The 26,351-nt window shown below is 67.3% G+C and carries 25 protein-coding genes and 1 riboswitch; of the genes, 10 read left to right on the plus strand and 15 right to left on the minus strand.

The features are described from left to right. Positions 1-9 precede the first annotated feature (9 nt). Complete coding sequence (locus tag BRX37_RS07725; protein WP_125986126.1) at positions 10-1,449, minus strand: porin; 1,440 nt, start codon at positions 1,447-1,449, stop codon at positions 10-12. Positions 1,450-1,592: 143 nt separating this feature from the next. On the opposite strand from BRX37_RS07725, the gene BRX37_RS07730 reads away from it, so the two are divergent. Then, a complete protein-coding gene (locus tag BRX37_RS07730; RefSeq protein WP_017500295.1) occupies positions 1,593-3,101 on the plus strand; it encodes an ABC transporter substrate-binding protein in 1,509 nt (502 codons plus the stop codon). 65 nt (positions 3,102-3,166) lie between these two features. Beyond that, on the plus strand, positions 3,167-3,589 hold the full coding sequence (locus BRX37_RS07735; protein WP_010336734.1) for a DUF4112 domain-containing protein: 423 nt from the start codon (positions 3,167-3,169) through the stop codon (positions 3,587-3,589). Between the two features lie 142 nt (positions 3,590-3,731). Here the strand turns inward: BRX37_RS07735 and BRX37_RS07740 are convergent, their stop codons facing one another. Genes BRX37_RS07740 through BRX37_RS07770 form a run of 7 tightly spaced genes read right to left on the minus strand, consistent with a single transcriptional unit; the run spans position 3,732 to position 11,476 of the window. After that, complete coding sequence (locus BRX37_RS07740) at positions 3,732-4,439, minus strand: ribonuclease T2 family protein (RefSeq protein ID WP_125986129.1); 708 nt, start codon at positions 4,437-4,439, stop codon at positions 3,732-3,734. Then, positions 4,432-5,286: a carboxylating nicotinate-nucleotide diphosphorylase gene (gene nadC / locus BRX37_RS07745; RefSeq protein ID WP_125986130.1), complete on the minus strand. Its 855-nt coding sequence runs from the start codon at positions 5,284-5,286 to the stop codon at positions 4,432-4,434. Before nadC ends, BRX37_RS07740 begins: the two co-directional genes overlap by 8 nt. Continuing rightward, positions 5,283-7,409 (minus strand): prolyl oligopeptidase family serine peptidase, encoded by a 2,127-nt coding sequence (locus BRX37_RS07750; RefSeq protein ID WP_125986132.1) that lies wholly within the window; start codon positions 7,407-7,409, stop codon positions 5,283-5,285. The genes nadC and BRX37_RS07750 overlap by 4 nt, the downstream gene beginning before the upstream one ends. Before the next feature lie 32 nt (positions 7,410-7,441). Further along, positions 7,442-8,857: a cardiolipin synthase gene (gene cls / locus BRX37_RS07755; RefSeq protein WP_125986134.1), complete on the minus strand. Its 1,416-nt coding sequence runs from the start codon at positions 8,855-8,857 to the stop codon at positions 7,442-7,444. 24 nt (positions 8,858-8,881) lie between these two features. Further along, positions 8,882-9,868 carry a quinolinate synthase NadA gene (gene nadA, locus BRX37_RS07760; protein ID WP_037516208.1) on the minus strand — a complete coding sequence of 329 codons (987 nt, stop codon included), beginning with the start codon at positions 9,866-9,868 and terminating at the stop codon, positions 8,882-8,884. Positions 9,869-9,899: 31 nt separating this feature from the next. After that, a complete protein-coding gene (locus BRX37_RS07765) occupies positions 9,900-10,613 on the minus strand; it encodes a DUF4230 domain-containing protein (protein WP_125986136.1) in 714 nt (237 codons plus the stop codon). Then, a complete protein-coding gene (locus BRX37_RS07770) occupies positions 10,598-11,476 on the minus strand; it encodes an MBL fold metallo-hydrolase (RefSeq protein ID WP_125986138.1) in 879 nt (292 codons plus the stop codon). The genes BRX37_RS07765 and BRX37_RS07770 overlap by 16 nt, the downstream gene beginning before the upstream one ends. Before the next feature lie 248 nt (positions 11,477-11,724). Here BRX37_RS07770 and BRX37_RS07775 point away from each other — a divergent pair, with 248 nt between their 5' ends. Together BRX37_RS07775 and BRX37_RS07780 are read left to right on the plus strand one after the other, a co-directional pair. Next, positions 11,725-12,615, plus strand: a complete 891-nt coding sequence (locus BRX37_RS07775) for a tyrosine recombinase XerC (protein ID WP_125986140.1) — start codon at positions 11,725-11,727, stop codon at positions 12,613-12,615. 74 nt (positions 12,616-12,689) lie between these two features. Then, on the plus strand, positions 12,690-12,983 hold the full coding sequence (locus BRX37_RS07780) for a hypothetical protein (RefSeq protein WP_125986142.1): 294 nt from the start codon (positions 12,690-12,692) through the stop codon (positions 12,981-12,983). Between the two features lie 139 nt (positions 12,984-13,122). Here the strand turns inward: BRX37_RS07780 and BRX37_RS07785 are convergent, their stop codons facing one another. The 4 genes from BRX37_RS07785 to rsmI all read right to left on the minus strand — a co-directional run bounded on the left by BRX37_RS07785 (position 13,123) and on the right by rsmI (position 16,220). Continuing rightward, entirely contained in the window at positions 13,123-13,722 is a 600-nt protein-coding gene (locus BRX37_RS07785; RefSeq protein ID WP_125986143.1) for a DedA family protein, read from the minus strand. Between the two features lie 185 nt (positions 13,723-13,907). Continuing rightward, positions 13,908-14,882, minus strand: a complete 975-nt coding sequence (gene gshB, locus BRX37_RS07790) for a glutathione synthase (protein WP_004210448.1) — start codon at positions 14,880-14,882, stop codon at positions 13,908-13,910. Positions 14,883-15,012: 130 nt separating this feature from the next. Next, positions 15,013-15,366, minus strand: a complete 354-nt coding sequence (locus BRX37_RS07795) for a YraN family protein (RefSeq protein ID WP_125986145.1) — start codon at positions 15,364-15,366, stop codon at positions 15,013-15,015. Continuing rightward, the gene (rsmI, locus tag BRX37_RS07800) at positions 15,363-16,220 is read right to left on the minus strand and encodes a 16S rRNA (cytidine(1402)-2'-O)-methyltransferase (RefSeq protein WP_097382229.1); all 858 of its coding nucleotides are present in this window, start codon (positions 16,218-16,220) and stop codon (positions 15,363-15,365) included. Before rsmI ends, BRX37_RS07795 begins: the two co-directional genes overlap by 4 nt. 11 nt (positions 16,221-16,231) lie before the next feature. Between rsmI and BRX37_RS07805 the strand changes: the two genes are divergently transcribed. Next, the gene (locus tag BRX37_RS07805) at positions 16,232-17,437 is read left to right on the plus strand and encodes a penicillin-binding protein activator (RefSeq protein ID WP_374552798.1); all 1,206 of its coding nucleotides are present in this window, start codon (positions 16,232-16,234) and stop codon (positions 17,435-17,437) included. Positions 17,438-17,474: 37 nt separating this feature from the next. Here BRX37_RS07805 and BRX37_RS07810 read toward each other — a convergent pair whose 3' ends face one another. From BRX37_RS07810 to BRX37_RS07820, 3 genes are read right to left on the minus strand one after another with little or no spacing between them, the layout of a single operon-like run. Continuing rightward, positions 17,475-18,248 (minus strand): ABC transporter ATP-binding protein, encoded by a 774-nt coding sequence (locus BRX37_RS07810; protein WP_125986147.1) that lies wholly within the window; start codon positions 18,246-18,248, stop codon positions 17,475-17,477. Continuing rightward, positions 18,242-19,237 carry a FecCD family ABC transporter permease gene (locus tag BRX37_RS07815; protein ID WP_125986149.1) on the minus strand — a complete coding sequence of 332 codons (996 nt, stop codon included), beginning with the start codon at positions 19,235-19,237 and terminating at the stop codon, positions 18,242-18,244. The genes BRX37_RS07810 and BRX37_RS07815 overlap by 7 nt, the downstream gene beginning before the upstream one ends. A gap of 12 nt (positions 19,238-19,249) precedes the next feature. Beyond that, on the minus strand, positions 19,250-21,094 hold the full coding sequence (locus BRX37_RS07820) for a TonB-dependent receptor plug domain-containing protein (RefSeq protein ID WP_125986151.1): 1,845 nt from the start codon (positions 21,092-21,094) through the stop codon (positions 19,250-19,252). Between the two features lie 171 nt (positions 21,095-21,265). After that, positions 21,266-21,507, minus strand: a riboswitch (cobalamin riboswitch). Positions 21,508-21,646: 139 nt separating this feature from the next. On the opposite strand from BRX37_RS07820, the gene BRX37_RS07825 reads away from it, so the two are divergent. From BRX37_RS07825 to ispZ, 5 genes are read left to right on the plus strand one after another with little or no spacing between them, the layout of a single operon-like run. Continuing rightward, positions 21,647-22,654, plus strand: a complete 1,008-nt coding sequence (locus BRX37_RS07825) for a threonine ammonia-lyase (protein WP_125986153.1) — start codon at positions 21,647-21,649, stop codon at positions 22,652-22,654. A 40-nt stretch (positions 22,655-22,694) separates the two neighbouring features. Further along, positions 22,695-23,507, plus strand: a complete 813-nt coding sequence (gene dapF, locus BRX37_RS07830; protein ID WP_125986155.1) for a diaminopimelate epimerase — start codon at positions 22,695-22,697, stop codon at positions 23,505-23,507. A 2-nt stretch (positions 23,508-23,509) separates the two neighbouring features. Beyond that, complete coding sequence (mtaB, locus tag BRX37_RS07835; protein ID WP_125986157.1) at positions 23,510-24,751, plus strand: tRNA (N(6)-L-threonylcarbamoyladenosine(37)-C(2))-methylthiotransferase MtaB; 1,242 nt, start codon at positions 23,510-23,512, stop codon at positions 24,749-24,751. Then, positions 24,751-25,689: a signal recognition particle-docking protein FtsY gene (gene ftsY / locus BRX37_RS07840; protein ID WP_017500277.1), complete on the plus strand. Its 939-nt coding sequence runs from the start codon at positions 24,751-24,753 to the stop codon at positions 25,687-25,689. Before mtaB ends, ftsY begins: the two co-directional genes overlap by 1 nt. Beyond that, the gene (gene ispZ, locus BRX37_RS07845; RefSeq protein WP_125986159.1) at positions 25,679-26,332 is read left to right on the plus strand and encodes a septation protein IspZ; all 654 of its coding nucleotides are present in this window, start codon (positions 25,679-25,681) and stop codon (positions 26,330-26,332) included. The genes ftsY and ispZ overlap by 11 nt, the downstream gene beginning before the upstream one ends. Positions 26,333-26,351: the final 19 nt, after the last annotated feature.

Below are 26,351 nucleotides of genomic sequence, written 5' to 3' on the forward strand. Positions count from 1 at the left end.
CATGGCCGGTCAGTAGTTCCACTGCACCTGGGTGCGGATCAGATTGCCTTCCGCCCGGCCGGTGCGCCGTTCATCGGCTTCTGCTCGCTTCATCCGGGCATAGGCAAAGGTGAATTCCAGCGCCTTCCACGGCTGCCATTCGATACCCAGTTCGAACTCGTCGGTTTCCAGCCGCGGCGCGTTGGTGCCGGCCTTCCATCCGCCGCGATAATGCTGCCAGCGGGCATAGGGCATCAGCGCGCCGATCGTCTCGGTCGGCAGGCGATACATCATCTGGACATAACCGCCGCTCAGATTCTTGGTCTCGATCGACTGGCTGTCCAGGTCATATTCCGGCCCCTTGCCCCAATTCCATTCGGCCTGGATGCCGAAGGGCTGGGGATAGAGAATGGCGTGCAGGCCGACGCGATCATCGTCATAGGCGATCGTGCTGACGCCGCCGCTACGCAGTTCGGGCTGTACATCGTTCATCATCGCCGATCCGCCGATTTCCAGCACCTGGCCCTCAAAGGCGCCACCCAGCCCGTCCAGTTCGAACGGCCAGGTCGCGAACGCCACCTTCATCAGCCCGCGATTCTGCTCGGTCCGGTTGGTGCCCTGCCCGTTGAAGACGCCCAGGCCGAACGCGCCATAATTGCCGAACAGCTTCTGCCCGTCATGCCCCAGCCGGTCCCAGATCTGCTGCACCGATGACGGGGTATAATAAGTGACGATGCCCAGATCGCGCTCGCTCGGCACCGCGCTGTTGATCGCGTCGCTGCGATCCAGCGTCAGCCGGTTGGACGAGGACTGCATATTCTCCCAGCCGAACGGCACCTTCGACTGGCCGAAGCGCACACGCCAATTCTTGCCTTTGTCGAGGAAGACATCGGCATAGGCATCGCGCAGCTGGACGAAGCCCTCGCGCCGCTCGCTGCCCGCCTGGTTGTTCACCGCCGACGCGAAATCGGATTGGAGATAGAGCGACACCCGATCGGACACATCACCCTGCAGCACCAGCCGCGCCCGACGCAGCGAGAAGCCGCCCCGGTCGGAGATCGAACTGTCATGGGGGGAACGGAGCCGGGACTCGCCGGCCGGCGCCGTGTCGTCGCCCGACAGGAAGCCATTATAGCGCATCTGGGTATAGCCGCGCAGCGACAGCTTCTCATACCAGGCCTTGGACTTGGGCGCGTCCGCAGACACCGGAACGGCCGCCGGCGCGGCCGGCGCAGCGGCAAGGGCGACGGGCGCAGCAGGCGCCGAAGCGGCGTCCACTGCGGGCACCGGCGCGGCCGCCCCCGGCGGCGCGCCCTTGTTGGCGGCCAGCGCGGCGGTCAGCGCCTGCACCTGCGCCTTGAGTTCGTCGATCTGGCGCTGCAAGGCCGCATTATCCTGCGCCTGTGCCGGCGCGGAGATCATCAGCGTCGCCAGCGCGGTGCCGGCGGCCAGTCGCAATCGGAGCGTCATTCCTGTCCATTCCCCTGTTTCGGGGACGCCAGTATGAATCTTATGTTACATCGCAGCGTCTTTCAGATGTCGGTTTTGTGACATCGGCAAAAGCGCCGATCGCGGTTGGCGGCGACGCCCCGTCCGGCTAAGCCCGTTCCTGCATGTTCGCCGTCCCGCCTCGCCTGCGTCGCCTGTCGCGCCGCGCCGCCCTGATCGCCGGGGCCAGCCTCGGCCTCGCGCTCGGCAGCTGCTCCGACGAAGGCAGCGGCCCGGTGGTGGTCAGCGTCATCGGCAGCCGAACCGAACTTGCCAAGCCTTTGCAGAACCTGCCCAATCCGGCGGCCAAGCTGATCCTGGAGGCCACCGCCCAGGGGCTGGTCGCCTTCGATGCCGGCGGCGACATCTTGCCTGCCCTCGCCCAGCGCTGGGTGGTGGAGGATGATGGGCGCAGCTATATTTTCCGCCTGCGCCGCGCCTTCTGGGCCAATGGCGCCCGCGTCACCGCGCCCGATGTCGCCCGCATGCTGATGGCGCGGATCGAGATGCTGCGCCAGCTCGACCCTGACGGACCGCTCGACGCGGTGCAGGCGGTCGTGCCGATGACCGGCGAGGTAATCGAGATTCGCATGGCCGCCGCCCGCCCCTATGTGCTGCAGATGCTGGCCCAGCCGCAAATGGCGGTGCTGTCGCGCGACGGCGGCACCGGCCCCTATCGCAGCGTCTGGCGCAGCGGCGCGGCGATGCTCGCCCCGGTCGATCGCCTCAGCGGCGACGATGCCGATAGCGATGAGGAGGAAGCCGGCGTCCCCGCCTGGCAGACCCGCGTGCTGCGCGCCGAGCGCGCGTCGCTCGCCATCATCCGCTTCCGCGAGAAACAGTCGGCGCTGGTGCTGGGCGGCCGCTATGCCGACCTGCCCCTGCTGGTGCCCGCCGGCATTGATCGTGACGCCGTGCGGATGGACCCGGTGCAGGGGCTGCTGGGCCTTGCCGTCACCGGCAAGGGCGATCTGCTCGACGATGACGGCGTGCGCGCCGCGATCAACATGGCGGTCGATCGCAACCAGCTGCTCCAGATGTTTCCGCTGGGCGGCTGGGCGATCAGCGAGCAGTTGCTGCCCGGCCAGCTCGACCTGCCGGTGGCGCCGCCCACGCCCGCCTGGGTCGGGCAGGCGATGGATGATCGCCGGGCGCAGGGCCGCGCCATCATCGACCGCTGGCGTGGCACCCATGGCGATCCGCCGCCGCTGCGCATCGCCCTGCCCGCCGGCCCCGGCTCGACCCTGTTGTTCGGCCTGTTGGCGCGCGATCTGGGCGCCATCGGCCTTGCCGCAGAGCGGGTCGATCTGGCCGACAAGGCGGACCTGTCGCTGATCGACGAGGTCGCCGCCTATGACAGCGCGCTCTGGTATCTCGGCCGCATCGGCTGTGCCCGCAAGATTCACTGCAGCCCGGAGGGCGAAGCCGCGCTGCAGGCCGCCAGCCTCGCCAGCACGGCGGAGGAACGCGCCGCCCGCGTCGCCCAGGCGGTGGGCCTGATTCAGGGCCATGATGGCTATATCCCGCTCGGCGCGCCGATCCGCTGGTCGCTGGTGTCGAAACGGCTCAGCGGCTTTCTGCCCTCGCCGCGTGGCCGCCACCCATTGAACCATCTCTTCCGCAGCACCAATTAAGGGTCTGCGCCCTTTTTGCCGCACCGGACGTTATCCGGCAGCACGGGGCTTTGGAGAGTGATGGAATGCCCGTTTCGGCCAAGCAGTTCGATGACCTTGTTCGTGACATGCCCGGCTTCGGCCGCGACCCTGCCTCGATCCGGCGCCGGATCGAGATGATGGAGGCCGTGCTGGAGGGGCTGTTCGTCATCCCCGGCACGAAGCGCCGGGTCGGCATGGACAGCCTGATCGGTCTCGTCCCCGTCGTCGGCGACATCGCGACCGCCGCCATGGGCGCCTGGATCGTGTGGGAAGCCCGCAATCTCGGCCTGTCGAAATGGCAGCTCACCCGCATGGCCGCCAATGTCGGCGTCGACACGCTGGTCGGCGCCATTCCCTTTGCCGGCGATATCTTCGACTTTCTCTACAAGTCGAACACGAAGAATCTGCGCATCATCCGCAAGCATCTCGATCGCCACCATCCCTCGACGGTGACGATCGACGGCTGACATGCACCATCGTTGATCCTCCCCTGCCAGGGGAGGGGGACCGGCAAAGCCGGTGGAGGGGTGTCCCGCTCTCGATGAAGCGCTGCCTCTCCGCCTGACCCGCGATCATTGCCCTTTCCACGCGGGAAAGGGCGCCTGGGTCTCAGCCCTTCGGCTCGATCCGCAACTGCGCCCGGTCGCGCACGCCGCCCTGCTGCGGCGGGCAGGCCATGTAGCGATATTTGCGGTCCATGCAGATCCACACTTCGCTCAGCGCGCCGTCGCGGTTGACGTTCAGGCGGATGCCATCGGCGACCATGCCCTTGTTCTCCGCCGCGAACGCCTTGGCGAAATCCTGCGCCGACAGGGTCGGCCGCGCGGCCAGCGCCGCCATGTCGGGATAGCGCAACGCCTGATAGAGCTTGCGCGACAGGGCGAAGAATTTGGTCGGCGTGGTCGGCATGCAGGTGCCGTGCTTGACCCACTCATGCTGGATCAGTTGCACCGACGGCGTCGAACAGAGATGCTCGCGGATCACCTTGCGCGGCAGCGGTGCGGCCGGCTTGCAATATTGCGGCCATTCCTTGCCATAGCCGTCGGGCCACAGGCCATGCAGGGTGAAACCGAAATCATTGCCCGACCCGCACTGGAAGGCATCGCGGGCGCCGCCGCGCGACGTCTTGCAATATTGCGGGCTCCAGCTGACCGCCAACGTGTAATAACCGATCGGCAGCACCCGCTTGGGCTCGTCGGCACTCGGCCCCTCCACCTGCGGGCGGGCGATGATCTCGGGCAGGCGGCACTGATTGGCCTGGGCATGGGCGATGCCGGGCAGCAGCAGGGCGATCAGGGGCAGCAGATATTTACGCATGGGAGAAATCCAGTCCGATGTCGGCGGCAGGGGCAGATTGGGTGAGGCGACCGACGCTGATATAAGTGACGCCGGTCTCCGCCTTGGCGCGGATCGTCTCCAGCGTGACGCCGCCCGATGCTTCGGTCGGCACCCGTCCGCCGACCAGGGTGACGGCGCCGCGCAGCGTCGGCGCATCCATATTGTCGAGCAGCAAATGGGTCGCCCCGGCGGCCAGCGCCGGTTCGATCTGGTCGACCCGGTCGACCTCGACGATGATCTGGGCGATGCCGGCGGCAACCGCACGGCGTGCCGCTTCCTCGACCGACCCGGCGACCGCGACATGATTGTCCTTGATCATCGCCGCATCCCACAGGCCCATGCGATGATTGGTCGCGCCGCCCATGCGGGTGGCATATTTCTCCAGCCGGCGCAGGCCGGGGATCGTCTTGCGCGTATCCAGCAAAGTCGCGCCCGTGCCCAGGATCGCGTCGACATAGGCGCGCGTCATGGTGGCAATGCCTGTCAGATGCTGCACCGTGTTGAGCGCCGAACGCTCGGCCGTCAGCAGCGCGCGGGCCTTGCCCCGGATGCGCATGATATCGGTCCCCGCCGCCACCCGGTCACCATCCTGATGCAGCAGCGCGATCTCGACATCGGGGTCAAGCGCGCGGAAGAAGGCGACCGCGATCGGCAGTCCGGCCAGCGTCACCGCGTCGCGGCTATCCATCACCCCGTCGAAGATCGCATCGGCCGGGATCACCGCCTCGCTGGTGACGTCGCGGCCGTCCGGCCCCAGATCCTCCGCCAGCGTCGAAGCGACAAAGGCGTCGAGGTCGAACCCTTCCAGCGTGAAAGCCGCGCTCACTTCTTCTTCTCCACCAGTTCGCGGGTCAGGAAGGCGTGCAACAGTGCCGCGCGCACCGCATCCTCGGCATGGTCGGCGCCGACCGAATGGCCGCCCTCGCGATATTCATGATAATAGACCGTGCTGCCGGTCGCCTTCAGCTTCGCCGCCATCTTGCGCGCATGCCCCGGATGCACCCGGTCATCCTTGGTCGACAGGTAGAAGAAGGCGGGCGGATAGTGCACCCCGGTCTTCACATTCTGATAGGGCGACCATTTGGACATGAACGCCCAGTCGGAGGGCACATCGGGATCGCCATATTCCGCCACCCAGGACGCGCCGGCCGACAGATGCGAATAGCGCTTCATATCCTCCAGCGGCGATCCCGCGATCACCGCGCCATACAGGTCGGGCCGCTGGGTCATCGCCGCGCCGACCAGCACGCCGCCATTGGAGCGGCCGGAAATGCCGATATCGCCCTTGGTCGACACGCCGGTCTTGACCAGATCCTCGGCCACCGCCGCCAGATCGTCGAACGCATTCTGGCGCTTCTCGCGCAGCGCGTCCTGATGCCAGGCCGGGCCATATTCGCCACCGCCGCGAATATTGGCGAGGACATAGGCATTGCCATCCTCGACCCAGAACAGGCCCAGCGGCCCGGCGCGATAGGGTTCGGTGGTGAGGTAGGTCGGCGTCTGCGCCGCGCGGAACCCGCCATAGGCATGGATGAACGCCGGCACCGGCCCCGTCACGCCCTTCTTGCGCGCCAGGAAATAGGGCACTTTCGTCCCGTCCTTCGACGTGGCGAAGCGCTGCTCCACTACGAACTGGCTGGCGTCGAAGCGCGCGGGCAATTGCTGGATCGTTTGCGCGGCGCCCTGCGCCCCCGCCACCATCAGACTGGGCGGCGTCAGCATCCCCTCGACCGAGGCAAACACCCGGTCGCCCTTGTCGTCGGTGCCGACCAGATGGACCGTCGCCTTGTCGGCCAGCGGTACCGGACGGCTGGCCCAGCGACCGGTGGCGGCATCGCGGGTCATCGCCAGCAGCGCGCCCGACACATTGTCGAGCTGCTTCACCCACAGGATATTGTCGGTGGTGCGCACTTCCTCGACCACGGTGGTCGCGGTCGGCTTCAGCACCACCTGCGGCGCCCCCGCCTTGCCCGCCGCCACATCGGCGATCGGCCAGGACACCAGCGATCCGGTCGGAATGTCGCCCAGCGGCTTGTTCAACAGCACGATCATCTGCCCGCCGATCAGGCCGCGGAAATCGGCCGTGTCAGGCACCGGCGTGCGGATCAGCTGGCCGTTCGCACCCTCGATATAGAGGTCGTTGGTGTAGAAGGTCAGCGCCCGGTCGATGAAGACCCAGCGTTTGTCGCCATCCTGCTCGACACGCGGCCGCACCGAAATGTCGCTGTCCACGCCTTCCTTGACCAAGGTCGCCGACGACAGCGGCGTGCCCCGCTTCCAGCGCTTGACGATGCGCGGATAACCCGACGCGGTCAGCGATCCCGCGCCATAGTCGGTGCCGACCAGCAACGTGTCCTTGTCCGCCCAGGCGACGTCGCTCTTGGCTTCGGGCAGGGTAAAGCCACCCTCGACGAACTTGCCGGTGGCGAGGTCATATTCGCGCACGACATCGGCATCGGTGCCGCCCGCGCTCAGCGAGATCAGGCAGCGGCTGTAGTCGGGCGCCAGGCAGTCGGCGCCATGCCAGACCCAGCTCTTGCCCTCCGCCTTGCCCAGCGCATCGACGTCGATGATCGTCGTCCAATTGGGCTTGCCGGCGAGATAGGATGCCAGATCGCTCGACCGCCACAGGCCGCGCGGATTCTTCGCGTCGCGCCACAAATTGGTGACGCGATCACCCATCACCTTGTCGGGCACCGCAATCTGGCTTTCATCGTCCAGGATCGCGCGCGCGCGCGCCCGGTCCGTCTCGAACCGCGGGCTGGCACGCAACAGCTTTTCCGTCTCGCCATTCCACTGCTCGACCTGCGCGATCGCCTTGGCGCCCTCGATATCCTCCAGCCAGAGATAGGGATCGTCACCCGTGGCGGGGGCGGCGGCGATCAGGGCGGGAGCGGAAGCGATGGCGATCGCCATCAGGGCGGAACGGAGCGTCAGCTTATGTCTCATGGCCCGATGCGATAGGCGATGATGCGGGGCCGTTACAACAGCGAGCCGACCATCCGCGCGACATTTTCCGCAACCTTGCGATAGAGCGGCCGGGCGCGCCATGTTTCCCGGTCCAGCGTCTCCGCCCGCGCCATGAAGCGGCGCTGCACCAGTTCCACCGCCGCCACCGTTTCCGCGTCATAGAGGAGCAGGCTGGCCTCCTCGTTCAGCTCGAAACTGCGCATGTCGACATTGGAGGAGCCGACCACCGCCAGCCGACCGTCGATGCTGACCGTCTTGGCGTGGACAAATTCGGGTCGATGGGCATGGATGCCGATGCCCGCCGCCATCAGCTCGGCATAATAGGAGGCTTGCGCTGCATGGACCAGCCACTGGTCCACCGGCTTGGACACGATCAGGTCGACCTTCACCCCGCGCACCACCGCCGTGCGCATCGCATCGACCAGATCATCGTCGGGAATGAAATAGGGCGTCACCAGCATCACATGGCTGCGCGCCTGGTGCAGCTGCCACACCAGCAGCGTCTTGAACCCTTCCAGCGGATAGTTGGACCCGCTCGGCAGCAATTGCGCCACCGCGTCGCCGGCCGGCTCGGGAATGACCACCGGCCCCTCGGGCAACTGATGCGTCTCCATATACCAGTCGGCGCGCACCAGCGCCTCCAGCTCCGCCACCACCGGCCCGGTCACCCGCGCCACCAGTTCCTGGTTGACGATGCCGGGCTTGAAGTCGCGCGCGACGATATTCTGCGATCCGACATGGCCGATCACCCCGTCGATTACGAACAGCTTGCGATGGTTGCGCATGTCGCGCCTTGTCCGCCCGCGGATCCAGCGGAACGGCAGGGCGGCGCACAGCTCCACCCCCGCCGTCGTCAGCATCGCCTCCATCCCCTTGCGCCAGGGCCGCGATCCGACCGGATCATACATGACCTGCACGGTGACGCCGCGCTTGACCGCCGCGCCCAGTGCATCGGCCACCCGCCGCCCAACCGCATCATCGGCAAAGATATAGACCAGGATGCGCACGCTGTGCCGCGCGGCGTTGATGTCCGCCACCAGCCGGTCGATGGCGACGATATAGTCGAAGATCAGATCGACCCGGTTGCCCCCGGTCGCCGGCATCTTGCCCAGCTTTGCGGCGAGGTCGACGATCGGCGCGCGATCAGGGTCGGGTGATGGCGCATGGGGCAGCAGCCGCGCGGCAATGCCGCCGAACCAGGGATCAAGCTCGCCGAACCGGGCGCGCCGCCATTCGGGAAAACGTGGGCTGCCGATGATCCAGAACAGGATCAGCCCCGGCACCGGCAGGAAGAAGATCAGCAGCAGCCAGGCCCGCGTCGCCGCCGGCGTCCGGCGAAAGGGCACGGCGATCAGCGCGCCGATGCGGATCACCCATTCGAGGCAATAATAGAAAAGGCCGAAATCGCTGTCGGGGAGGTTGACCATGTGACCGACCTCCCCCGTCTATCCTCAGCGTGCGCCCAGATCGCCCTGGCCGACCGTGCCGCTGGCCATTTCCAGCATCCGGTCCAGGCTCTTCTTGGCGGCGACGCGCAGCGTCTCATCCATCTCGATGCGCGGGCTCAGGTCGCGCAGCGACAGATAGAGCTTCTCCATCGTGTTGAGCGCCATATAGGGACAGATATTGCAGTTGCAGTTGCCGTCCGCGCCCGGCGCGCCGATGAAATTCTTGTCCGGCACGCTTTTTTGCATCTGATGGATGATATGCGGTTCGGTGGCGACGATCAGCGTGTCGCCCGGCATCGTCTTGGCAAAGTCCAGGATGCCGCTGGTCGACCCGACATAATCGGCATGGTCGACGATATAGGGCGGGCATTCCGGGTGCGCGGCGACCGGCGCCTGCGGATGCTGGGCCTTGAGCTTCAGCAATTCGGTTTCGCTGAACGCCTCATGCACGATGCACACGCCCGGCCACAGCAGCATGTCGCGGCCCAGCTTGCGCTTCAAATAGCCGCCCAGATGCTTGTCGGGGCCGAAGATGATCTTCTGATCCTTGGGGATCTGCGCCAGGATCTTCTCGGCCGACGAACTGGTGACGATGATGTCGGACAGCGCCTTCACCTCGGCCGAACAGTTGATGTAGCTCAGCGCAATATGATCGGGATGCGCCTCGCGGAACGCCTTGAACTGGGCGGGCGGGCAGCTATCCTCAAGGCTGCAGCCGGCGTCCATGTCGGGCAGCACCACGATCTTCTGCGGCGACAATATCTTGGCCGTCTCGGCCATGAAGCGCACGCCACAGAAAGCGATGACATCGGCATCGGTCTCAGCCGCCTTGCGCGACAGTTCCAGGCTGTCACCGACGAAATCGGACAGATCCTGAATCTCGGGCGACTGATAATAATGGCCCAGGATGACGGCGTTGCGCTCCTTGCGCAGGCGGTCGATCTCCGCGCGCAGGTCCGTCCCCTGCGGAATATCGGTGAAAGCGTTCATACCCTGTGACTCCTCGGTCTTACCGGGCGCCCTAGCGGGCCTGTCTCCGGTTTGCCAGTACCTCGTTGACCGGCGTGGTCACGTCCCAGCGATCGCGATTGGGTCGTTCCGCCGGAAAAGTGACGATCACCCGCGCATCGCCCTGCCCGGCCGCCGCCAGCGGCGCCGCCATCAGCTTCACCAGCGCGGCGCGGCCATATTCGCGCGCCTGCGCCATCCGCTCGGGCGACCCGGCCGATTTGGCGGCCCGTGCCTGCGCGTAAGCGGACGTGCGCCGGCTCAGTTCCTCGCCCGCCTCGCGCGTCACGAACAGGCCGCCGGTGCGCACCAAGGTGCGCTGGCTCTCGTCCACATTGGGCTTGCCGACGGTGACATCGGGCGCGTTGACGATCAGGGTGCGGCGCTCCGCATCCCATTCCAGGTCATCCGCGCCGATCGCGCCGACATTGACGAAATAATCGACCGAAAAGGGCATCTTCACCACCTGATCGGACTTGAGCCAGCCAAAGCCGCGCACATCGCGCGCGCTGCTCTGGATCGTGCCGCTCAGTTCGGAGACCTTCAGGCTGCTGGTGCCGGAGATCTTTTCGGCAATGACCTTGGTCACCGCCGTCCCGTCATCCTCGACGCTCACCACATAGTCGCGATTATAGCGCTGCCAGCCGACCAGCATCGCGCCGCCGACGAGCAGGATCAGCAGCGCGATCGCGACCGGCCCGGCATAGCGCTTCAGCGCATCTGCCATCGCCCATCCTCCAGCGGCGCGGCCATGCCCCGGCCATTGAGATCGATCAGGTGCGCCAGCACCGATCGCCCGGCCGCACCATAGAGGCGCGGGTCCACGCCCTTGTACATTTCCGCCACCATGTCGGGGATGGCGCTGTCGCCATTGCGCTCCAGGAAGCGCATGATCTGGCCCTCGCGCTGCTTGCGATGGCCCATCATGCCGCGCACCAGCCGCTGCGGATTTTCCACCGGCTCGCCATGGGCCGGATAATAGACGATATCGTCCCGCTCCAGCAGCCGCTGCATCGATCGCATATAGGCGGTCATGTCGCCATCGGGCGGGGAAATGACGCTGGTGGACCAGCCCATCACATGGTCGCCGGTGAACAGCGCCTTGTCTTCAGCCAAGGCAAAGCAGAGATGGTTGGACGTATGGCCCGGCGTCGCCACCGCCTCCAGCGTCCAGCCGGTGCCGGCCACCCCCTCGCCATCACCCAGCACCCGGTCGGGCCGATAGTCCGCGTCAAAGGCCGCGTCCGCGCGCGGCCCGTCGTCGCTCAGCGTCAGCGGTGCACAGCCGATGATCGGTGCGCCGGTCAGCGCGCTCAGCGGCCGCGCCGCCGGACTATGGTCGCGATGGGTATGGGTGCAGAGGATCGCCACCACGCGCCGCCCGCCGATCGCGGCGATCAGCGCGTCGAGATGCTCGGCCTCGTCCGGCCCCGGATCGATCACCGCGACATCCGCGCCACCGACCAGATAGGTCTGGGTGCCGGTATAGGTGAAGGGCGACGGATTGGGCGCCAGCACGCGCGCCACCAGCGGCGACAGCGTCATCAGGATGCCGGTCGGCAAATCGGCCGGATCGAACGGGGTAGCCATGGCTCCCATGTGCCCATTTCCCGGCGGATTTCAAGGGCCGCAGATGATCGTCACCCCAGCCTTCGCTGGGGTGACGATTAAGGAGGAGCGCGCCACCTGTCCTACATCGCCCCCCTCTGCTAGGCTGCCGCCATGCGCAACGCCGCCCCTCCCCGTATCCCCCGCTCCACGCAACAAGATTTCCAACTCTTGTTTCATACTGTCAAAATATGCGGGAAATATGCGAAGTTAAGCGCGGCATTTCCAACATGACCCCCTCCCTCCCCGAACGCTGGCGCCAGCATCTCAGCCTCGACCGGCGGCGCTCGACCCATACGGTGCGGGCCTATGTCGCCACGGCCGAGCGGCTGGTCGCCTTCCTCGCCGAGCATCAGGGCCAGGCCGTGACCGCCGCCAGCCTCGCCCGGCTGGAGCAGGCGGACCTGCGCGCCTACCTCGCCAGCCGCCGGGTCGACGGCATCGGCAATATCTCCGCCGCGCGCGAATTGTCGGCGGTGCGCGGCTTCCTGAAATTTGTCGGCGGCGCGGAGGCCCGTATCCCCCAGCTCAAGGGACCACGGGTCAAGCGCGGCCTGCCCCGCCCCATCTCCCCCGACGAGGCGCTGGCGCTGGCCGGCGACATTGCCGAGGGCGCGCGCGAGGACTGGATAGGCGCGCGCGACTGGGCGGTGCTGCTGCTGCTCTATGGCGCGGGCCTGCGCATTGGCGAGGCGATGGGGCTGATGGGCGACATCATGCCGCTGGGCGATACGCTGCGCGTCACCGGCAAGCGCGGCAAGACGCGGCTGGTGCCGCTGCTGCCACAGGTCCGCGCCGCGATCGAGGCTTATGCCGACCAATGCCCCTGGTCGCCGGAGCGCGACCAGCCTCTGTTCCGGGGGGCGCGCGGCGGTCCGCTCTCGGCCGCGCTCATTCGCCGGTCGGTGCAGGGCGCGCGCGGGCGGCTTGGCCTGTCGGACCGGACCACGCCCCATGCGCTGCGCCACAGTTTCGCGACCCATCTGCTCGGCCGGGGCGCAGACCTGCGCAGCTTGCAGGAACTGCTCGGCCATGCCAGCCTGACCTCGACCCAGGTCTATACGCAGGTCGATGCCGCCCATCTGCTCGACGTCTATCGCGCCGCCCATCCCCGCGCCTGAAACGGCCATGGATTCGCCGTAATCCTGCGTCAGCCTCGCTGGCAGATCCCCGTTGCGACCGGAGGAACCCCAGGATGCTGCGTCTGTTGATGGCCCTGCAAAGCGTTGGCGGCACCGACATCCCGCCCGATTTCGACCTTCAGAAGGTGCAGCCCGCGCCCAGTCCCAACGCCATCGTCGTCACCGGCCGCCGCCGCGACGAACGGGTCGAGCGCGAGGTCGCCGCCACCAGCGACGAGCCACCGCTCGGCCGCGCCGAAACCACCCTGTTCGGCAAGGTGAAGGGCAATGTCCATGTCGAAAGCCAGACCATGGCGAACGGCACCACCTCGCAGCGGGTGATGGTGGGGATCAAATTGCCCTTCTGAGGCTGTTTGAAAAATCGCGAAAGGGCGATTTTTCAATACGGCTCCAGCCCGCTCCCCCTCCCAACCACCCGACAGGATGACACTGGATCGGGCGGTTGGGCGGGGGCGCGGGCTGGTACCGGCTTTCTCAAACAGTCTCTTATCCCTTGGGCCGCCAGGTCGCCAGCCGCCAGAGATAGAGCAGCACCGCGCCGACCACGCAGGCGGTCGCCACCGGTCCCACATATTTGTCGATATCGCGGAAATTCTGGCCGAGCAGGAAACCGGCATAGGCCAGCACCAGATTCCACACCAGCGCGCCGCCGGCGGTCCAGATCAGGAAGCGGACATGGCCCATGCGGAACAGGCCGGCGGGCAGCGATATCATCGTGCGGAAGGCCGGCATGAAACGGAAGGCGAAGACGACGATCTGGCCATATTTGCCGAACAGCCGGTCCAGCGCCTCGACATCGCGCCATTCCAGCGTCGCCCAGCGGCCGAAGCGATCGACCAGCGGCTTCAACCGGCCAAAGCCCAATATATGGCCGACCAGATACCAGAAATAATTGCCGATCGTGGTGCCCAGCGTGCCCGCCAGCAGCAGCCATTCCATCGCCATCCGCCCCTGGCCGACGCGGATGCCGCCAATCCCCATGATCAGTTCGGACGGGATCGGCGGAAAGACATTTTCGAGGATCATCAGCAGGAAGATCCCCCAATAGCCCCCCGCATCGATCAACCGCAGCACCCAGTCGGTCATGACCAAAATCCGTTGGCGCCCGAACGCCCCCCCTCCGTTCGCCCTGAGCCTGTCGAAGCCTGTCCTGAGCTTCGCCGAAGGGGGCTCGGCCGACCGAAGGGAGGCACTTCGCTCCGCTCAGCAGAGGGCTTCGACAAGCTCAGCCCGAACGGATTTCGTTGTACCAAGCCCAAACTGCCCAAGCCTTAAGCCGCCGCCCGCGCCGCCAGGCGGGCGTCGATCGCGTCCCAGATCATGCCGCCGGTGTCGGTGCCGTCGAATGCGTCGATCGACACGATGCCGGTCGGCGACGTCACGTTGATCTCGGTCAGCCATTCGCCGCCGATCACGTCGATGCCGACGAACAACAGGCCGCGGCGCTTCAATTCCGGCCCCATCGCCTCGCAGATTTCCCGCTCGCGATCGGTCAGCACCGTCTTGGCCGCCGATCCGCCGACCGCCAGGTTGGAGCGGATCTCGCCCGCGCCGGGGATGCGGTTGACCGCGCCCGCGACCTCGCCATCGACCAGCACGATGCGCTTGTCGCCCTGCGCGACGCCGGGGATGAAGGCCTGAACCATGAAGGGTTCGACCCACGAGGCCTTGAACAGTTCCACCAGCGACGACAGATTCGCGCCATTGCTGCCGACATGGAACACCGCGACGCCGCCATTGCCATAGAGCGGCTTCACCACGATCTCGCCATGCTCGGCCAGGAAGCTTTTCACCTCGGCCAGGTCGCGGGTGATCATCGTTGGCGGCATGAAGCGGGCATAGTCGAGCACGAACAGCTTTTCCGGCGCATTGCGGACGCTGGCAGGGTCGTTCACCACCAGAGTCTCTTCCTGCACCCGCTCCAGCAGATGGGTGGCGGTGATGTAGCTCAGGTCAAAGGGCGGATCCTGGCGCATCCACACGACATCGACGTCACGCCCCAGGTCCAGCATCTCCGGCTCGCCCAGCGCATAATGGTCGCCCTCGACCTTCTGCACCTTCACCGGCCGCGCCTTGGCCAGCACCCGGCCATCGCGATAGGTGAGGTCGGGCGCCAGATAATGATAGAGCTTATGCCCCCGCGCCTGCGCCGCCAGCATGATGTGGAAGGTCGAATCGCCGGCGATCCTGATCCCTTCCATCGGGTCCATCTGCATGGCGACGGTCAGGGGGTTGAGTTCGGTCATCTTCATTCCTTTTACCGTTCGCCCTGAGCGAAGTCGAAGGGCTCCGCCGAGCGTTAGCGAGGTGACTTGCCTTCGCTGGCGCTCAGGCGTGGGCTTCGACTTCGCTCAGCCCGAACGGAATGGAGAGCCTTCACCCCCCATGCCAGACATTGGCCAGATGGCGTGGCGGGCGGCCCGGCGCAAGGAGGATGACGTCAATTCGCATGTCGTCTTCGGGTCTTGCCAGCTGATGCCATAATATTTCGGCGCTCGCCGCCACCCGCGCCAGCCGACGCTGGTCGATCGCGACGTCCAGTTCGGCGTCGGTGGCCCGGCTCTTCACCTCGACAAAGGCCAGCATCGCGCCCTTGCGCGCGACCAGGTCGACCTCGCCCGCAGGCGTGCGCAAGCGCTGACCGACAATCTGCCAGCCCTTGAGGCGCAGCCACCAGGCGGCGATGCGTTCGGCCTGCCGGCCGCGCTTCTCCGCCTGCTGGCGGTTCACGCCTCGCGTTCCCCTTTCAGCTCATTCGCCCGGTCATAGAGCGTCCGCCGGTCGAGCCCCAGCTTCTTGGCAACCTCGCCCGCCGCCTTCGATACCGGCAGCCGGGTCAGCGCCTCCCGCAGCGCCGCGTCGGCATCCTCGGCACTGGCCGGCGGCGCCTCGCCGGGCGGACCGACGATGACGACAATCTCGCCCTTGGGCGGGGCATCGGCATAGCGGGCGGACAGCTCGGTCAGCGTGCCGGTCGCCGTCTCCTCGAAGGTCTTGCTGATCTCCCGGCTGACCGCCGCCTCGCGATCACCCAGCGCCGCCGCCATCGCCGCCAGACTGTCCGACAGGCGCGGCCCGCTTTCGTAGAAGACCAGGGTCGCGCGCAATGCCACCACCTCGGCCAGCACGTCGCCGCGCGCCTTAGCCTTGTTCGGCAGGAAGCCCATGAACAGGAAGCGGTCGGTCGGCAGGCCCGACAGGGTCAGCGCCGCGATTGCCGCGCTCGGCCCCGGCAGGGTCGTGATCTTGCGCCCCGCCGCCCGCGCATCGCGCACCAGCTTGTAGCCCGGATCGGAAATCAGCGGCGTCCCCGCGTCCGACAACAGCGCCACCGATTCGCTCGCCATCCGCTCGATCAGCCGTTGCCGCACATTTTCGGCGCTATGGTCATGATAGGGAATCATCGGTCGATCCGATCCCGCATGGCGCAGCAGCCTTGCGCTGACCCGTGTATCTTCCACGGCGACCACGTCGGCCAACCGCAGGACTTCCGCCGCGCGCGGCGTAAGGTCTCCAAGGTTGCCGATCGGCCCCGCCACGATGTAAAGCCCAGGCTCAAGCCCGGATGCCAATATAGTTTCCATAAGGATCCCAGATGACAGAGACGGATGCCCCCCGGCAAGCGAACATGTTCGCGGCGATGAAGCGCAGCGCGCGATTGCTGTTCGTTGCAAGCACCATCATGCTTGCCGCCTGTCAGTCGATCGTGCCCAAGGGCCCCGGCCCTGCCCAGCCCACCGGCCCCGCCAAGCCGACCGGCCCGGAAGTGACCCAGGGCCTGCCGACCGATACCGCGCGCCACCGCGTCGCGCTGCTGGTGCCGACCAGCGGCCCCAATGCCGGGGTCGGCCAGTCGATCGCCAATGCCACCACCCTGGCGCTGATGGATATCAAGACCGACAAGGTCCGCATCACCACCTATGACACCGCCACCGGCGCGGCGGCCGCCGCCAACCGGGCGCTGGCCGACGGCAACCGCCTGATCCTGGGTCCGCTGCTGGCCGATGACGCCCGCATCGTCGGGCCGATCGCGGCCAAGGCCAATGTCCCGGTCATCAGCTTCTCCAACGACACCAGCGTCGCGGGCAGCAACATCTTCCTGATGGGCTATACCCCCAACCAGTCGATTGAGCGGGTGATCGGCTTCGCCCGTCAAAAGGGCCTGTCCAATTTCGGCGCGCTGGTGCCGCGCGGCACCTATGGCGAGCGCGCCGGCAATGCGCTGCTGCGCGCGGTCGAACAGGCCGGCGGCACGGTCGTGTCGATGCAGACCTTCGATCGCACCCCCGCCTCGATCACCGCTGCGGTCAAGAAGCTGCAAGCCTCGTCCAGCTATGACGCGCTGCTGATCGCCGACAGCGGCCGTGTCGCGCTGCAGGTCGCACCGATCGTGCGCAAGAATGGCGGCGCCAATGCCCGCCTGCTCGGTACCGAAATCTGGAATACCGAAGAATCGCTGGCCGCCAGCCCCGTGCTACGCGGCGCCTGGTATGCCAGCGTGTCGGACGGCCTTTATCGCCAGCTCGCGACCAAATATCGCACCCGCTACGGCAGCGCGCCCTTCCGCCTGTCTTCGATGGGCTATGACGCGGTGCTGCTGACGGTGCGGATCGCCCAGGACTGGAAGCCGGGCGCGCCCTTCCCCACCGCGCGCCTGCGCGATCCGGGCGGCTTTGCCGGCATCGACGGCGCCTTCCGCTTCAATCGCAACGGCATCGCCGAACGCGCGCTGGAAGTGAGCGAGGTCGGCGCCGGCACGATCAGCGTGGTCGATCCCGCCCCACGCGGCTTCGGCAACTAAGCAAAGGGGGCCGGAAGGCCCCCTTTTTCGTTCCCGATCAGACCCGTGCCGTCGGCACGATCAGCGGCAGGCCGTCGTTGACGTCGATCCGCGCGGCGACGCCATAGACGCTCGCCAGCCGCTCCGGCGTCAGCACGTCCATCGGCGCCCCGTCCGCCACCAGCGCGCCGCCATCCATCAGCAGCAGCCGGTCGCAATAGCGCGCCGCCATGGCGAGGTCATGCAGCACGGTGACGACCAGCGCCCCGCCCTGCGCCTGCGCCCGCAACAAGGCCATCACGTCGATCTGGTGGCCGGGGTCGAGCGCGGCGAGCGGCTCGTCGGCGATCAGCGCCGGCGCGCCCACCGCCAGCGCCCGCGCCAGCAGCACCCGCGCCCGCTCGCCGCCCGACAGCTCGGTCGCGATCCGGCCCTTGAAGCCGGTGACATCGGCGCGGACCATCGCGTCCTCGATCGCCGCCTCATCGTCGGCGGTCAGGCGCGACAGCGGCCCCAGATGCGGCAAGCGCCCCAGCGCCACCAGCCGCTCGACCGCCAGGGGCCAGTGCAAGGTCTGGCCCTGCGGCAGATAGGCGATGGACCGCGCCACCGCCTGGCGCGACAGCCGCTCGACCGGCGCCCCGCCCAGCAGCGCACGACCGGCGGCCGGCTTCACCAGCCCCAGCAGCGCCCGCACCAAGGTCGACTTGCCCGCGCCATTGGGGCCGATCACGCCGATCAACTGGCCCGGCGCCATGGTCAGATGGACGCCGCGCACCGCCAGATGGCGGCCCAGCCGGACGTCCAGTTGCTCGGTCGACAGGGTCACCATAGCCGCCGCTCCCGCATCAGGTGAATGAGGAAGACCGGCACGCCCAGGATCGCGGTCAGTACGCCCAGCTTCAATTCGCTGCTGGTCGGGATGACGCGCACGCCGATATCGGCCAGGGTCAGCAGCACCGCGCCGCCCAGCATCGACGGCAGCAGCAGCGCGGAAGGCGAGCGATCGGTCAGCGGTCGCACCAGATGCGGCACGATCAGGCCGACGAAGCCGATCGATCCGGTCACCGCCACCGCGCCGCCGACACCGATTGCCACCCCCGCCATCAGCCGAAGCCGCGCCCGCGACAGGTCGACGCCCAGCGCCCGCGCGCCATCCTCGCCCAGGGTCAGCGCGTCGAGCGCGCGTCCGTCATAGAGCAGCAGCGCCGCGCCGACCGCGATACAGGGCAGCGCCAGCAGCAGATGGTCGATGCTGCGATTTTCCAGGCTGCCCATCAGCCAGCTCATGATCTCCATCGCGGCAAAGGGATTGGGCGACAGGTTGAGCGCCAGGCTGATCCCCGCCCCCGCTAGCGTCGCGACGGCAATGCCGGCGAGGATCAGCGTCAACGGGCTTTCCGACGGCCCGGCAAGCAGGAACAGCGCGCCGATCGCCGCCAGCGCAGTGACGATCGCCAGCAGCGGCAACGCCATCGGATGCAGTTCGGACAGGCCGAAATAGAGTGCGATCACCGCCCCCAGCGCCGCCGCATTGGACACGCCCAGCACGGCGGGTTCGGCCAGCGGATTGCGCAGATAGCCCTGCAATGCCGCGCCCGACAGGCCCAGCATCGCGCCGACCAGCAGGCCGATCGCCATGCGCGGCAGGCGCAGGTCGATGACGATCGCCCGCGCCACCATGTCGCCGCCGCCCGCCAGCACCGTCAGGATGCGGGCCGGCGCGATCGTCACCGATCCCAGCGCGACCGACGCGATGGCCGCGACCAGCAGCAGGGCGATCAGCCCCGGCAGCAACAGAGGATGCCGCCGCCCGCTCATGCGCGCCGCCCCTTAGAAGCGGACACGCACGCCGCCATAGGCCGACCGGCCATAGGTGCCATAGCCATAGGCCGTGGCGTAATCCGCATCGAACAGATTGTCGATCCGGCCATAGACTTCCAGATGGTCGCCCACGGGGAAGGACGCGCGCAGCCCGGCCAGCGCATAGCCGTCGAGCCGGCGCGTGTTGGCCGTGTCGTCATAGCTGTCGCCGACCATGGTCAGGGTCGCGCCGGTCGACAGGCCGAAGGCCCAGAGATAGTCGGCCGACACACTGACCGCATTGGCGGCGCGGCGCGGCAGGCGATTGCCGTCGGTGGCCCCACCCGACCGGTCGCGCGCATCGACATAGCTGTAGGAGGCCGCCACCGTCAGCGCCTCGACCGGCTTCAGCGTCAGCGTCGCTTCCACGCCCTTGGCGCGGGTCCGGTCCAGATTGCCATAGGTGTAGGTCGCATAGTCATAGTTGATCTGGTTACGGGTATCGCGCCGGAAGGCGGTCAGCGACAGCACCGCCTTGTCCCCGTCCAGGCTCTGGTCGAAGCCGATATCATAGCTTTTCGACCGCTCCGGCCGCAGCGCGCTGTTGCCGCTATAGGTGTCGTAAAGCTGATAGAGCGACGGCGCCTTGAACCCCTCGCCATAGGAGAGGCGGATATTGGTCGCGCCGGCGTTCGGCGTGTAATTGGCGTTCGCGCCAAAGGTGGTCGCGCCGCCGAACTGGCTATGATCGTCATGGCGCAGCCCGCCGGTGACGGCGAGGCCGGCAAGCGGCTTGACCACCGCCAGCGCATATACGCTGTCGATGTTCGCCTTCGCGCTCGCTATGTCGCCAAAGCCGAAATACTCATAGTCCGGCCGCTCATGCTCATAGCCGAAGATCAGCTTGGCCTGATCCACCGGGGCATAGACGCCCTCATATTCGAAGCGCAGATTGGTGCCCGAATAGCCATAGTCCGGGTCGGTACCGCGCACGAAATAATAGTCGCGATCGTTGCGCATCCAGGTGACGGCGGCCCGATTGGTCAGCTTGCCGTCGAGCAGCGCCAGGTTGATCCCCGCATAGCCGACATATTGGTCCAGCTTGCTGACGTCGCTGCTGTCGGCCGGCGCGCCGAAGAAGCTGTCATAGTCGAGATCGGCATGGATATAGTAACCGCGCAGGTCGAGGCTCAGGCTGTCGGAAAAGGCGATCTTCAGCTTGGCATTGGTGGCGATATTCTCATAGCCATCCTTCTCGACGCCGCCGAACGACCGGCCGACCGAGGAAATGCCGTCGGTGTTGAAATAGGCGACGCCCACGCCGCCCGACACCGCGCCGCGCGTGCCCGACACATCGGCCTTCGCGTTCAACGTGTCGCTATAGCCATAATCGGCCGAGGCATTGACCTCGAAACCCTCGCTCGGCGCGCCGGTCATCACATTGACCACGCCGCCGATCGCCTGGCTGCCATAGACCACCGAGTTGGAGCCGCGCAGCACTTCGATCCGGCGAATATTGCCGGTCAGCAGATGGCCGAAATCATAGCCGTCGCCGATGCCGCTCGGGTCGTTGACCTTGACCCCGTCGATCAGCACCAGCGTCTGAGTCGTCTCCGCCCCGCGCAGCGACACGCCGGTCACGCCGCCGGTGGAGCCGTTGCGGCTGAAGCGAACGCCCGGCGTGGTGGCGAGCAGGTCGACGACATCGACCGCCTGGCGCGTGCTGATCGTGTCGGCATCGATCACCGTGATCGCCTGGCCGACCTCGTCGCGCGGCTGTGCGATGCCCGAAGCGGTGACGACGATATCATCGTCTTGTGCCAGTGCCGGCGTAGCGGCCAGCAGCGCGATCAGCGAAATCCCCAACGTCTTCATTTTATCGTCCCCCGGCGTCCGTCGATTTGGAACCGGGGCGTCCGCACAAGCGGTCGCTGCGTGAGGATCGGGAAGACGCCAGCGCCCCGCCCCACGCACCGATGCGGCCCCGGCCGCCATGGGCGTCGCTCGACGGAAACACCGCGCCATGGCCATCCCCTGGGCCAGGGCAAGAGCGACCAGACGCCGGCAGGTCTCCTGGCTCGCGGGTCAGGGCAACGATGCGCCAGCCTTCCCGGACCTATCGGTCCAGTGGCCGGTTCCGGCCCTCCCCTTTTGAAGAGCTTGGGAACCCTGCGCATCGCGCTCACCGCTTACAGTTGCAGGGACAGCCGCGGATTTGGAAGGGCTGCGCCCCCCGCACCGCATTCCCGTTTTCAGCCCTTGCGGGCACCGGCGCGATCATGCGCGTCCGGGGCTTTTGACCGCCCCGGCGCGCGGCCCCCATAAGCCAAAGCACAAGCCCTGCCAAGCGGGCCAGGATCGCCCCGGCGGATCGTTGCGCGCCGCCGGCGGGCGGCTATGCAAGGGCCTCTGACCCAAGGAGCCGACATGACCGATTCGCCAGATCTATCCTTGATGGCCATCACTGCCGCCGACGTCGCCGATGCCGCGCGGCTGATCGCGCCGGCGGCGGTCCGCACCCCGCTGATCGAGAATGCCGCACTCAACGATCTGTGCGGACGGCGCGTGCTGGTGAAGTTCGAGGGCGCCCAGCATAGCGGATCGTTCAAGTTCCGCGGCGCCTATAACCGCCTCGCCCGGTTGAACGCTGCGGAACGGGCAGCGGGCGTCGTCGCCTGGTCCTCGGGCAACCATGCTCAGGGCGTCGCCTTTGCCGCCCGCCTGCTCGGCATTCCCGCCACGATCGTGATGCCGGCCGATGCCCCGGCGATCAAGACCGCCAACACCCGCGCGCTCGGCGCAGAGGTCGTTCCCTATGACCGCTTCACCCAGAGCCGCGAGGAAATCGCCACCGCCCTGGCCACCGAACGCGGCGCGACGCTGGTTCCCTCCTTCGACGATCCCTTCATCATCGCCGGCCAGGGCACGATCGGCCTCGAAATACTCGACCAGGCCCAGGCCGCCGGCGCCGACCTCGCACAGATTCTCGTCTGTTGCGGTGGCGGCGGGCTGGTCGCGGGCACGGCGACGGCGGTCAAGGCCGCCCGCCCGGACATCAGCGTCTATGCGGTCGAACCCGCCGGCTTCGACGACACTGCCCGCTCGCTCGCCAGCGGCATGCGCGAAACCGTCTCGCCCGACGCGCGCAGCATCTGCGACGCGCTGCTGGCGCCCAGCCCCGGCGCGCTGACCTTCCCGATCAACCACGCCCTGCTCGCCGGCGGCCTGGTCGTCAGCGACGATCAGGTGCGCGACGCGATGCGCTTCGCCTTCACCACGCTCAAGCTGGTGGTCGAACCGGGCGGCGCGGTCGCGCTCGCCGCCATGCTTGCCGGCCTCGCCCCGCCCAGCGACGGTGCCACCGCCCTCGTCATCTCCGGCGCCAATGTCGATCCGGCCGCCTATGCCGCGATCATCGGCGGCCAAGACGCCTGACCGCTGGTCTTTTGCCCCGTCCCGCACTAAATGCGGCGCCATGATGAGCCGCTTTTCCAAGATGCATGGTCTGGGCAATGATTTCGTCGTGATCGACGCGCGCCAGGCGCCGGTCGCGATGACGGAGGCGCGCGCCCGCGCCATTGCCGATCGCCATGCCGGCATCGGCTGCGACCAGCTGATCGTCATCGGCGATGCGGAGACCGGCGATCAGGCCGACGTGTCGATGCTCATCTTCAATTCCGACGGTTCGGAAGTGGAAGCCTGCGGCAACGCCACCCGCTGCGTGCCGCTGTTCGTTGGCAAGGATGTGCTGATCCGGACCAGGGCCGGGCTGCTCGACGCCAAGAGCGTGGACGGCGGCGCCAGCGTCGACATGGGCGCGCCTCGCTTCGACTGGGACGCGATCCCGCTTGGCTATCCGATGGACACGCTGACGATGTCGGCCAGCTGGGAAGACCTGCCCGCGCCGGCCGCCGTCAATGTCGGCAACCCGCATGTGATCTTCTTCGTCGAGGATCTGGACGCGGTGGATTTCGAGCGCCTCGGCCCGCTGATCGAGCATGACCCGCTCTTCCCCGCCCGCGTGAACGTCAATTTCGCGCAGGTCGTCGGCCCGCAGCATCTGCGCCTGATCGTCTGGGAACGGGGCGCCGGCCTGACCCGCGCCTGCGGCACCGGCGCCTGCGCCACCGCCGTCGCGGCGATCCGCCGCAAGCTGATGGCCGGCCCGGTGACGGTCAGCCTGCCGGGCGGCGACCTGGAGATCGACTGGGCACCGGGCGGCACGATCCGCATGACCGGCCCCGCCACCCATGTGTTCGACGGCGAGGCGGACTGGGACCGCTTCTGACCGTGGCCGGTCCCGACATCATCACCCTGGGCTGCCGGCTCAACATCGCGGAGAGCGAGGCTATTCGCGAAATGGCCGGCGCACAGGACGACCTGATCGTCGTCAACAGCTGCGCCGTGACGGCCGAGGCCGTGCGCCAGACCCGGCAGGCGATCCGCCGCGCCAGGCGAGACCGCCCCGACGCCCGCATCCTCGTCACCGGCTGCGCCGCCCAGACCGAGCCCCAGACCTTCGCCGCCATGGCGGAAGTGGACGGCGTGATCGGCAACCGGGAGAAGCTGGAGGCCGCCGCCTTCGCCCCGGTGGCGGATAAGGTCAACGTTTCCGACATCATGGCCGTGCGCGACACCGCGCCGCACATGGCCAGCGCCTTTGCCGAACATGCCCGCGCCTTTCTGGAGGTGCAGAATGGCTGCGATCATCGCTGCACCTTCTGCATCATCCCCTATGGCCGGGGGAACAGCCGCTCCGTCCCCGCCGGCGCGGTGATCGACAAGGCAAAGCAGCTGGTCGATGCGGGCTATGGCGAGATCGTGCTGACCGGCGTTGATGTCACCAGCTATGGCCCGGACCTGCCAGGTAGCCCTTCGCTCGGCCAACTCGTTGAACGGCTCCTCAAGCATGTCCCGGACCTGCCCCGGCTGCGCCTCTCCTCGATCGACAGTGTTGAGATTGACGAGCGGCTGTTCGACCTCATCGCCCATGAGCCGCGCATGATGCCGCATCTGCATCTCTCGCTACAGGCCGGCGACGACATGATCTTGAAGCGCATGAAGCGCCGCCATGCCCGCGCCGATGCCGTGCGCATCGTCGAGCGGGTGAAGGCCGCCCGCCCGGACATCAGCATCGGCGCCGACATCATCGCCGGCTTCCCGACCGAGGATGAGGCCATGTTCGCCAACAGCCTGGCGCTGGTCGCCGATTGCGACATCGTCCATGGCCATATCTTCCCCTATTCGCCGCGCACCGGCACGCCCGCCGCGCGCATGCCCCAGCTGGATCGCGCAACCATCAAGGCGCGCGCCGCGCTGCTGCGCGATGCCTGCGCGGCGCAGCGCGACGCCTGGCTCGCCCGGCTGGTCGGCACCCGCCAGTCGGTGCTGGTCGAACGCAATGGCCTGTCGGGCCATGCCGAAAATTTCGCGCCGGTGCGCTTCACCACGCCCCAGCCCCCCTCCACGATCGTCGCGGCCCGCATCAGCGGCCTTGAGAATGGCGCGCTGATCGCGCAAGAGGCGCAATAATGACTGACACCGGCACCAGCTGGCGCGACCGCCTCTTCGGCGGTCTCAAGCGCACCTCCGACAAGCTCGGCGAGAATCTGACCGGCCTTTTCACCAAGGCCGCGCTCGACGACCAGACCCTCGACGAGATCGAGGAAGCCCTGATCATGTCCGATCTCGGCCCGGCCATGGCCGGCCGGGTGCGTGATCGTCTGGCCGAAGGGCGCTACAACAAGGAACTGACCGAGGAATATCTGCGCGAGATCATCGCGGAGGAGATCGAGAAGGTGCTGGCCCCGGTCGCCCGCCCGCTCGAGATCGAGGCCTTTCCGCGGCCGCAGGTGATCCTGGTGATCGGCGTCAACGGTTCGGGCAAGACCACCACCATCGCCAAGCTCGCCAATAATTTCCTGGAACAGGATTATGGCGTGATGCTGGCGGCGGGCGACACGTTCCGCGCGGCCGCGATCGGCCAGCTCAAGGTCTGGGCCGACCGGCTGGGCGTGCCCATCGTGGCCGGCAAGGAAGGCGGCGACGCGGCGGGCATCGTGTTCGACGCGGTCAAGCAGGCGACGGCCACCGGCATCGACGTGCTGATCGTCGACACCGCCGGCCGCCTGCAGAACAAGACCGAACTGATGGACGAACTGGCCAAGGTGCGCCGCGTGCTCGGCCGATTGAACCCGGCCGCCCCGCACGACGTTGTCCTGGTCCTCGATGCCACCACGGGACAGAATGCGTTGAACCAGATCGAAGTCTTCAAGGAAACCGCACAGGTCACCGGCCTGGTCATGACCAAGCTCGACGGCACCGCGCGCGGCGGCGTGCTGGTCGCGGCGGCAGAGAAATATCGCCTGCCGATCCACGCCATCGGCGTGGGCGAAAAGATCGAGGATCTGCGCCCCTTCGATGCCGGCGACATGGCACGCGCGATCGCGGGGACGGCCTATGCCCGCTGACGCCAAGAAGCCCGCCCATGGCGGCAGCCTCAGCCTCGCGCTCGATTTCGGGCCGCTGCTGGTCTTTTTCCTCAGCTACAAGGGCGCGGGCTGGCTCTGGGGTGCGGGCAATCCGATCACCGCCATGAGCTTTGGCACCGCCGCCTTCATGGCCGCGATCGTCATCGCCGTCATCATCTCCAAGGTGAAGCTCGGCCGGGTCTCGCCGATGCTGTGGCTCTCGGCACTGCTGATCCTCTTCTTCGGCGGCCTGACCATCTATTTCCACGACCAGCGCTTCATCCAGCTGAAGCCGACCATCATCTACGCCTTCTTCGCGCTGATGCTGTTCGCCGGGCTGCTGCGTGGCAAGCCGCTGCTCAAATATCTGCTCCAGGCCGCCTATGACGGGCTGACCGAGGAAGGCTGGCGCAAGCTGTCGCGCAACTGGGCGCTGTTCTTCGTCGCCATGGCGGTCGCCAACGAACTCATGCGCCGGTCGATGAGCTTCGACACCTGGCTCGCGGTCAAGGTCTGGGGCGTCACCATCGTGTCGGTCGTCTTCGCCGGCGCCAACATCCCGATGCTGCTGCGCCACGGCCTGACCCTGGACGATGGCCTCGACAGCGACGAGGTGGGCGAAACCACCCCGCCGCAGGGCTGACGAAGCGCTGACCTGCGTG

The organism is Sphingomonas sp. S-NIH.Pt3_0716, from assembly GCF_003950715.1.
In the GTDB taxonomy this organism is placed as follows: domain Bacteria; phylum Pseudomonadota; class Alphaproteobacteria; order Sphingomonadales; family Sphingomonadaceae; genus Sphingobium; species Sphingobium yanoikuyae_A.